This is a genomic window from Eudoraea sp. (genome assembly GCF_049669105.1).
Taxonomy (GTDB): Bacteria; Bacteroidota; Bacteroidia; order Flavobacteriales; family Flavobacteriaceae; genus Eudoraea.
In genome coordinates this window covers 1-8,266 of the sequence record NZ_JBATKE010000099.1, presented here as the reverse complement: position 1 = coordinate 8,266, position 8,266 = coordinate 1, and the positions used below count along the sequence as shown (strand labels likewise).

The following is an 8,266-nucleotide window of genomic DNA, read 5'->3' as shown; positions in this document are numbered from 1 at the left end:
CACTACAGATGCTCATTTGTCCATAGCTTTGAAAGCTTATGATATTCCTACTGATAAAATTCAAGTTTTTGAATTACCTTCCGGAAGTGTTTTTAAGTTGTACAACGGGAAGTTATTTAAGAAAGGGCAAAGAAAAGTAAAAAGATACGAGTGTGTTGAAATCTCATCGGGAAGGGTATACCTGTTTCAACCCCATGCGGAAGTTGAGGTAGTAATTAATAAATAATAAATGAAAAAAAATAAAAACTACTACGCGGTTTTAATGGCTGGGGGAGTAGGTTCCCGGTTTTGGCCGGTTAGCACATCTGCATACCCAAAACAATTCCATGACATGTTAGGTGCCGGTGATACGCTTTTACAGAAAACTTTTAGTCGTCTCAACAACTTTATACCTGCAGAAAACATTCTTATTCTTACTAATGAAAGGTATAATGAGCTTGTTTTGAGTCAGCTTCCTATGATAAGCTCAAATCAGGTTATTTTGGAGCCAGTGATGCGCAATACAGCCCCTTGTATTTTATATGCAGCTTTGAAAATAAAAAAAATGAATCCTGAGGGATTAATGATTGTGGCTCCCAGTGACCATTGGATAGAAGATGAAAAGGCATTTGAGCTCAATGTTAAGAGTTGTTTTGATAAATGTGAAAGGGAGGAAGTAATATGCACCCTTGGAATAAAGCCTACTTTCCCTAATACGGGATTTGGTTATATTGAATTTGAACAAATAGCATCGCAAGAATCAAGTTCAGTCTTATTTGCAGTCAAGCAATTTAGAGAGAAACCGGATTATGAGACAGCTAAGTCATTTTTAAAACAAGGGAATTTTCTTTGGAATGCCGGCATTTTTATCTGGAGCGTCAGAACTATTTTAGAGGCGTTCAAGGAATTTCAATCGGAGCAATATGAGTTGTTCAATTCCGGATATGAGATTTTTAATACTGCAGGAGAAAAAGATTTCATCGATAAAAATTATCCTAAAGCAGATAATATTTCAATAGATTATGCCATTCTTGAAAAAGCCAGGGAAATATTTGTTCTTCCCGCTACTTTTGATTGGAATGACCTGGGTACCTGGGGTTCGTTATATCATAAACTCGGGAAAGATGAAGATGACAATGCTATTGTTAGCGGTAAGGTTTTAAGTGAGGATGCTTCGGGAAATATGATTCGATTACCAAAAGATAAAATTGCGGTTATTGATGGATTAAAAGATTATATAATTGTTGATAAAGAAGAAGTTTTGATGATTTACCCCAAATCCAAAGAACAATCTATTAAAAGTGTTTTGGCAGAAGTAAAAAAACGATTTGGAGACCAATACATATAATTATGAATGAAGATTATGATAATAAAAACCCATTATCCGATGCCGATGAGAATCTCAGCGGAGAACAGGCGAAAAAGGATTTTCAGGGATTTTTAGGAAGCACCAAAAAATTTCTTTCGGGCCTTTTAAACATACGTAAGGATACTGATCAGGAAGCTACTAAACAAGCCATTATTGCCGATATACCTTTTAAAGGGCATACGATTTGGATATTAATATGTTCAATATTCATAGCATCAATTGGTTTAAATGCTAATTCTACGGCTGTGGTAATTGGAGCCATGCTTATTTCTCCTCTTATGGGTCCTATTTTAGGTGTGGGCATGTCCATTGCCATAAATGACATTGATACGCTAAGGCGTTCTTTGAAGAATTTTACGGTAATGGTCGTCATTAGTATACTTACAGCATATTTATTTTTTGAATTTTTTCCGTTAAGAGATGAATCCTCTGAGTTATTGGCCAGGACAGAGCCGGATATCAGAGATGTACTAATCGCCTTTTTTGGCGGTTTCGCTTTAGTTATAGCCAGAGCAAAAAGGGGAACGGTAGCTACTGTAATTTTTGGGGTGGCAATTGCAACGGCTTTAATGCCGCCATTATGTACGGTGGGATTCGGACTGGCAATTGGTAATTGGGAGTATGCAACCGGGGCTATTTACCTTTTTATCATCAACACTATTTTCATTGCCGTTGCCACAGTCATTGTTCTTAAGCTCCTCCGTTTTCCAATGGTTAAATACATTAATTCGAAAAAGAGACGATTTTTGGCCAGGATCACTACTTTAATAGCCATCTTGGTTATGATTCCGGCTATAATTACCTTTTATAACGTATGGCAGAAATCGCGATATATGAGCCAGGCACAGGATTTAATTCAACAGACTATTGAAGTATATAAATTTAAGGATAGGGGAAGGTATTTAGATAACCTTACAGAAATTAACTATAAAAGGAATGGCGAATCTTCAATTGAATTGGTTTGTATGGGAGATGAGCTTATCCCTGATAATGTTATTAACAGCTGGATATCGCAAAAAAACACATTTTCCAGACTAGAAAATACGGAACTAAGAATTGTTCAGGGAGGCAGGGATGATTCTGAAATAAAGTTCAATTATATAAATGAATTATACGAATCCAAGAAGGCTGAACTATTAAATAAAGATGAACGCATAAATCTTCTGGAATCTGAATTAGCTAAAATGAGTAAGCTTACCACAAAACAAATTCCATTTCAACAGATCAGTGCTGAAGCTAAAACTAATTTTGAAAATCTGGATAGCCTGGGGTTTGCTTATAAAATAACAACCGACTTTACGAAGATTGATACCATACCAATTTTCGATGTAGTATGGAAAAAAGATGCAAAGCGGAGAGATATTAAAGAGGATACTCAAAAACTAAGTAAATGGTTAAAGTTGCGATTGAATGATAATAGTGTCCAGGTAAAGCAGTAAGCAGGTTAGTTTCGCTCTTCTATATACATTTGCCTGACCTTTTTAAATAACTCTGAAGAATAGACAAAATTAGTAACCGCCTTATTGTCGGTTTTAAAAATTTCATCCTTTGTACCTTCCCATTCTTTGATACCATGCTGGAGGAAGATTATTTTTTCACCAATTTCCATAACAGAATTCATATCATGGCTATTAATTACAGTAATAATGTCAAATTCTTTTGTAATCTCATGAATTAGGTTATCTATTAAAATAGCGGTTTTAGGATCCAGGCCTGAGTTTGGCTCATCGCAAAATAAATACTTCGGATTCATAACTATTGCCCTGGCTATAGCGACTCTTTTTTGCATGCCTCCTGAAATTTCAGCCGGGTATTTCTTATGAGCATCTATGAGGTTTACCCTCTTAAGTACAATATTTACTCTGTCTTCCATTTCAGATCGGGATTGGTGGGTAAACATATCCATTGGGAACATTACATTTTCTTCAACCGTCATCGAATCAAATAATGCACTTCCCTGGAATACCATTCCCATATCCTGCCTTAAATCTCGTTTTTCTCTTCCGGACAATTTGGAAAACATTCGGCCGTCATAACTAATTGTTCCTTCATCTGGCACAACTAAACCCAAAAGACACTTCATAAATACTGTCTTACCAGAGCCACTTTGTCCTATAATCAGATTGGTTTTTCCTTTTTCAAAAGTGGTAGTTATGCCCTTTAATACGTGGGCATCCCCAAAAGATTTATGCAGGTTTTCTACTTCTATCATCAGCCTAGTAATAGTTGGGTAAGAACAAAGTTGGTTATAATAATGACCACACTGGTCCAAACAAAAGAGGTTGTACTCGCTTTTCCAACATCCAGGGCTCCTCCTTTCATATAATAGCCATGAAAGGATGGAACAGTAGCAATTATAAATGCAAAAACCACAGATTTAATAAAGGAATAGGTTACATGGAATGGGATAAAATCTAATTGTATCCCTTGAATAAATTCTGTAGAAGTGCTGTGATTTCCCAATATATTGGCAATTAGCCCTCCAAAGATCCCCAGGTACATAGCAATAGCCACTACAAAAGGATAAAGAAACATGGCTATTATTTTAGGGAACACCAAATAATTAAGAGAATTTACCCCCATAACTTCCAATGCATCTATCTGTTCGGTTACACGCATTGTGCCTATACTGGAGGTGATATAAGAGCCCACTTTCCCTGCCATTATGATAGATGTAAATGTTGGGGCAAACTCAAGAATTACAGATTGTCTGGTAGCAAATCCAATCAAGTCTTTCGGAATAAATGGATTTGTAAGATTTAAGGCCGTTTGGATAGCAACAACTCCTCCCATAAAAATGGAAATGAAGATAACGATTCCCATTGAACCATATATTAGTTCATCAATTTCCTTTAAAATTAAAGATTTCATTATTGACCACTTTGTAGGTTTTTTAAAAACCTCGCGAACCATAATGGAATAGCTGCCAATTGATGAGATATAATTCATAAAACTATGCGATACTTCTAGCTGTAAAAATAGTAATATTAGGCTTCATTTAACCTTCATTTAAAATTTTAAAACTTAATTTAGGGATTTTTAAAACCAGAATTTATATATAATGTTTTCCAAAAGCTATTTCACTTCGATTTTATTAATTGGGTTCTTTTTAAATTCTTCAGTAGTAATAGGTCAAAGAAGAGCTAAAGAATTTGCTAAAATAGAAGATTCTGCTCCCCTAAAAACCACTCCGAAATTAATTGTTGGTATTGTCGTGGATCAAATGCGTTATGACTACCTGACACGTTTTTGGAACCATTATGGCGACGATGGTTTTAAACGCCTGGTTAATGAGGGTTTTAATTGTAAAAACAATCACTTTAATTATGCACCTACCAGTACCGGCCCGGGACACGCATCTGTGTACACAGGTACCACTCCTTCAATACATGGAATTATTGGAAATAACTGGTATGATAAAGAAACTGATAAATCGGTCTATTGCGCATCCGACGATTCTTACGAGACAGTTGGAGCCATTTCAGATGCAGGAAAGATGTCGCCGCATAGGATGACCGTTACTACTATTACTGATCAATTGCGCTTACACACACAAATGAAAGGTAAAGTTGTTGCCATTGCCCTAAAAGACAGAGGCGCTGTTCTTCCCGGCGGTCATACGGCAAATGCCGCTTACTGGTTCCTCGGTGGAGGCGAAGGGAAATGGATCAGCAGTAACTATTATATGGAGAACTTACCTAAGTGGGTCGTAGATTTTAATTCTTCTAAGGTTGTAGAGAAATATAAGAAGCCCTGGAATACTATTGAGGATATTGCTTCTTATGAGGAAAGCGGCCCTGATAATAATACTTATGAGGGTTTGTACACAGGAGAAAACACTCCTACTTTTCCGCATGACCTTCCCGGTTTATGGGATAAGAATAGTAAATATGAACTGCTAAAGGTTACACCTTTTGGAAACAGTATTACTACTGATTTTGCAATAGATGCAATCAAAGGGGAGCAGCTGGGTACAGACAATATAACAGACTTTTTGGCTATTAGTTTTTCAAGTACAGATTATGTAGGACATTGGTTTGGTGTAAATTCGAAAGAAATACAGGATACTTACATACGTTTAGACCGTGATTTGGAACGAATATTAAAGTATTTGGATTCCAAAGTGGGAGCCGGGGAATATACCGTTTTTCTTACTGCGGATCATGGGGCAATTAATGTTCCAGCCTATTTGAAAGATCAAAGAATACCATCGGGATATATTAATAGGGCTGAAATACAATCAGAACTAGGAGAATTTATCAAATATAAGTATGGTTCCACAGCGATAATTAAAAATTATTCTAACAACCAGCTTTTTCTTGACCATAAGATTATTCAAAATTTGGACCTAAATCCAAAGGAAGTCCAGGAGACTTTGGCCAATGAATTACTGTCATACAATACCTTTGAAAAGGTATACACAGCCTATCAAATGCGAAATAATGAGTACACCACCGGAATTCCATACATTATTCAAAACGGATACAACATGAAACGCTCTGGTGATATTTTAATCGTGCCTAAACCTGGAATTATTGATTATAGTAAAACGGGATCCACACACGGATCTGCTCAGATTTATGATACACATACACCACTTCTTTTTTATGGAAAAGGAATCAAACCGGGATCAACGGCTCTTGGAACAGAAATCCCGGATATTGCACCTACCATAGCTACTTTATTAGGGATTGCATTTCCTAACGGGACTACTGGTAAGCCTATTACACAGGTATTAGAATAATTTTTTAAAAATATTTTGCCACCTTAGTTTACGAATAAATTCGCCTTCTTTTTGGGAAACCAAAAAGGGAAGATTCTTTTTTTTGGCTTTGTTATACCCTTTTATTGTATCTATAAATAATATCGTCTTTTTTCTTTTTAAAGCAATCTTTAGTGAGGCAATCAAACTAATCCAATAACCATAACGCATCCGATACATAGCTTCACCTTGCAGATAACGCGCCTGTTTGTTATAGGATGCACCCAGAGGTCGTAAATGCTTTATTTTTAATGAATCATCTGTAATCACCTTAAAATCATTATACTGTGCCAAAAGTTCATCAACAGTATCCCAGCCTATAGAATTTTTTAAGCCACCTATAGCATTAAAACACTCTTTGGTATAACTTTTAAAAGCACCCCGAACATGATCTTTGTTCATTGGGTGATTTAGTTTCCAAATTCCTTTGGTATCTTGTTCATAAGCAAATCCACCTAATATCCCGGCTTTTGGATCTGAAATAATTAGTTCAGATATTTTTTCAAAGTAGTTTTCCGGGAGTATAATATCAGCGTCCAGTTTTACAATAAAATCGTATTGGTCGTCTAACAGTGCAAATCCTTCATTAAATGCTTCCACAACTTTAGCCCCGGGCATATGAAGAGTAGAAGAGGATCTGTTAACTTTTATAATATAGTTGTTTAGGGAGACAAATTCATCTATAATAATCTCGGTTTTGTCTGTAGAATTATCATTAACAACCAAAACTCTCTTTGGTTGCAAGGTTTGCGATAGGACAGCATTGAGTGTGTCAGCTATGTATGATTCTTCATTATGTGCACAGATTACAATATAATAATTCACGATAGTAAGTTATAATTATTTCGGTGCAATAAATCCAGTGCTTTCCGGTAAGCTTTTTCGCTCGGCATAAACAATATAATAACGAGGGGTAAAAGTGCGTAATAAAGGTCTAATTCCTAATTTCTTTACAGGATTAGTCCAGCTAAATGTGTCTTTTATCTCCCAACCGGCTTTTTCAAGCAACCAATTAAACTGCCAGGCTTCAAATTCATGATAGTGTCTGTCCCATGGGTCAGTTTTACTCCTGTACGCTGAGGCAAACCAAAGCCGCAATGGGACACTGGCTATAATTTTATCTGCCTTAATTGCTCTCAAAATATTGTAAGGTGCTAACAGGTGTTCAAAGATTTCAAATGCAGTGACTACATTGGCATTCGAATTCTGTACGAAGTTAAAATCTAAATCCAGGTCTTCACCGTTTGTATTTTCAACCTTATAGCCATGCTGCTTCATTATTTCAGAAAATGGGTTAGTAACCCCTAAATCTAATATGGCTTCCTGAGTAGTTATGTGTTTTTGAAGAAAGGCAAGTGTATTCTTATACCTTTTTCCAGGAAAAGTTTTTTCATACATATTTTCAGCATCTATGAACTATGGCGTTGATATTCATACCTGCGCCAACACTGGCAAAGATAACAACATCCCCTTTTTCTATTTGCTGATTTTCTATTTTTCCGGTTTTAACCATATGAAACAAGGTTGGAACGGTTGCCACGGAACTATTTCCCATTTCATGAATATTCATTGGCATAACTCCTTCAGGCATTTCCAAATTATAAGACTTGTAAAATCGTTTGACAATCGCCTCGTCCATTTTTTCATTGGCCTGATGAATAAATATTTTCTTTACATTTTCAATGGGTATTCCGCTTTTTTCCAAACAATCTCTCATGGCATTTGGAACATGAATCAGCGCAAATTCATAAATTTTACGCCCATACATTTTAATATATTGAGTTTTGCTGGTACAAGCTTTATTATGCGATTCGCCAAAAAATAGATAAAAGGCTTCTTCATTGGTATATGTAGCGGAAGTATGTGCAAGGATCTCACCGGAATCTTCCGAGTCTTCAATAATACAGGCTCCGGCACCATCAGAATATATCATAGAATCCCTGTCATGCTGATCTATTACCCTGGAAAGTGTTTCAGCCCCAATTACAAGGCATTTTTTGGCTATACCACTTTTAATAAAAGCATGTGCCTGAATTACTCCTTCAATCCAACCCGGACAACCAAATAGCATATCATATGCAACACAATTGGGATTTTTAATTTTTAGGAGATGCTTTACTCTTGTGGCTAAACTGGGTACAGTGTCACTCTGAGAT

The 8,266-nt window shown here is 36.2% G+C and carries 8 protein-coding genes and 1 pseudogene; 4 read left to right on the top strand and 5 right to left on the bottom strand.

Annotated elements, in window-relative coordinates; all coding sequences use genetic code 11:
* The 3 genes and pseudogenes from WBM60_RS08515 to WBM60_RS08505 form a co-directional block, all read left to right on the top strand.
* Nucleotides 1–226, top strand: a pseudogene (locus WBM60_RS08515) (sprT domain-containing protein); the annotation flags it as partial.
* A gap of 3 nt (nucleotides 227–229) precedes the next feature.
* Entirely contained in the window at nucleotides 230–1,327 is a 1,098-nt protein-coding gene (locus tag WBM60_RS08510) for a mannose-1-phosphate guanylyltransferase (protein WP_424264259.1), read from the top strand.
* Between the two features lie 2 nt (nucleotides 1,328–1,329).
* On the top strand, nucleotides 1,330–2,787 hold the full coding sequence (locus WBM60_RS08505; protein WP_424264257.1) for a DUF389 domain-containing protein: 1,458 nt from the start codon (nucleotides 1,330–1,332) through the stop codon (nucleotides 2,785–2,787).
* 5 nt (nucleotides 2,788–2,792) lie between these two features.
* On the opposite strand, the gene WBM60_RS08500 is transcribed toward WBM60_RS08505, so the two are convergent.
* Together WBM60_RS08500 and WBM60_RS08495 are read right to left on the bottom strand one after the other, a co-directional pair.
* Entirely contained in the window at nucleotides 2,793–3,560 is a 768-nt protein-coding gene (locus WBM60_RS08500; protein WP_424277240.1) for an ABC transporter ATP-binding protein, read from the bottom strand.
* Nucleotides 3,560–4,297, bottom strand: a complete 738-nt coding sequence (locus tag WBM60_RS08495) for an MlaE family ABC transporter permease (protein ID WP_424261160.1) — start codon at nucleotides 4,295–4,297, stop codon at nucleotides 3,560–3,562. Before WBM60_RS08495 ends, WBM60_RS08500 begins: the two co-directional genes overlap by 1 nt.
* Before the next feature lie 112 nt (nucleotides 4,298–4,409).
* On the opposite strand from WBM60_RS08495, the gene pafA reads away from it, so the two are divergent.
* Nucleotides 4,410–6,092, top strand: coding sequence for an alkaline phosphatase PafA (gene pafA / locus WBM60_RS08490; protein WP_424282959.1), 1,683 nt, complete (start codon nucleotides 4,410–4,412; stop codon nucleotides 6,090–6,092).
* Here pafA and WBM60_RS08485 read toward each other — a convergent pair.
* The 3 genes from WBM60_RS08485 to WBM60_RS08475 all read right to left on the bottom strand — a co-directional run.
* Nucleotides 6,084–6,935, bottom strand: a complete 852-nt coding sequence (locus WBM60_RS08485) for a glycosyltransferase (protein ID WP_424261164.1) — start codon at nucleotides 6,933–6,935, stop codon at nucleotides 6,084–6,086. The genes pafA and WBM60_RS08485 overlap by 9 nt on opposite strands.
* A 15-nt stretch (nucleotides 6,936–6,950) precedes the next feature.
* Nucleotides 6,951–7,508 carry a methyltransferase gene (locus tag WBM60_RS08480; RefSeq protein ID WP_424261166.1) on the bottom strand — a complete coding sequence of 186 codons (558 nt, stop codon included), beginning with the start codon at nucleotides 7,506–7,508 and terminating at the stop codon, nucleotides 6,951–6,953.
* Nucleotides 7,509–7,512: 4 nt separating this feature from the next.
* Nucleotides 7,513–8,266: 3-oxoacyl-ACP synthase III family protein (locus WBM60_RS08475; protein ID WP_424282958.1), on the bottom strand; the 754-nt coding region annotated here is incomplete at its 5' end.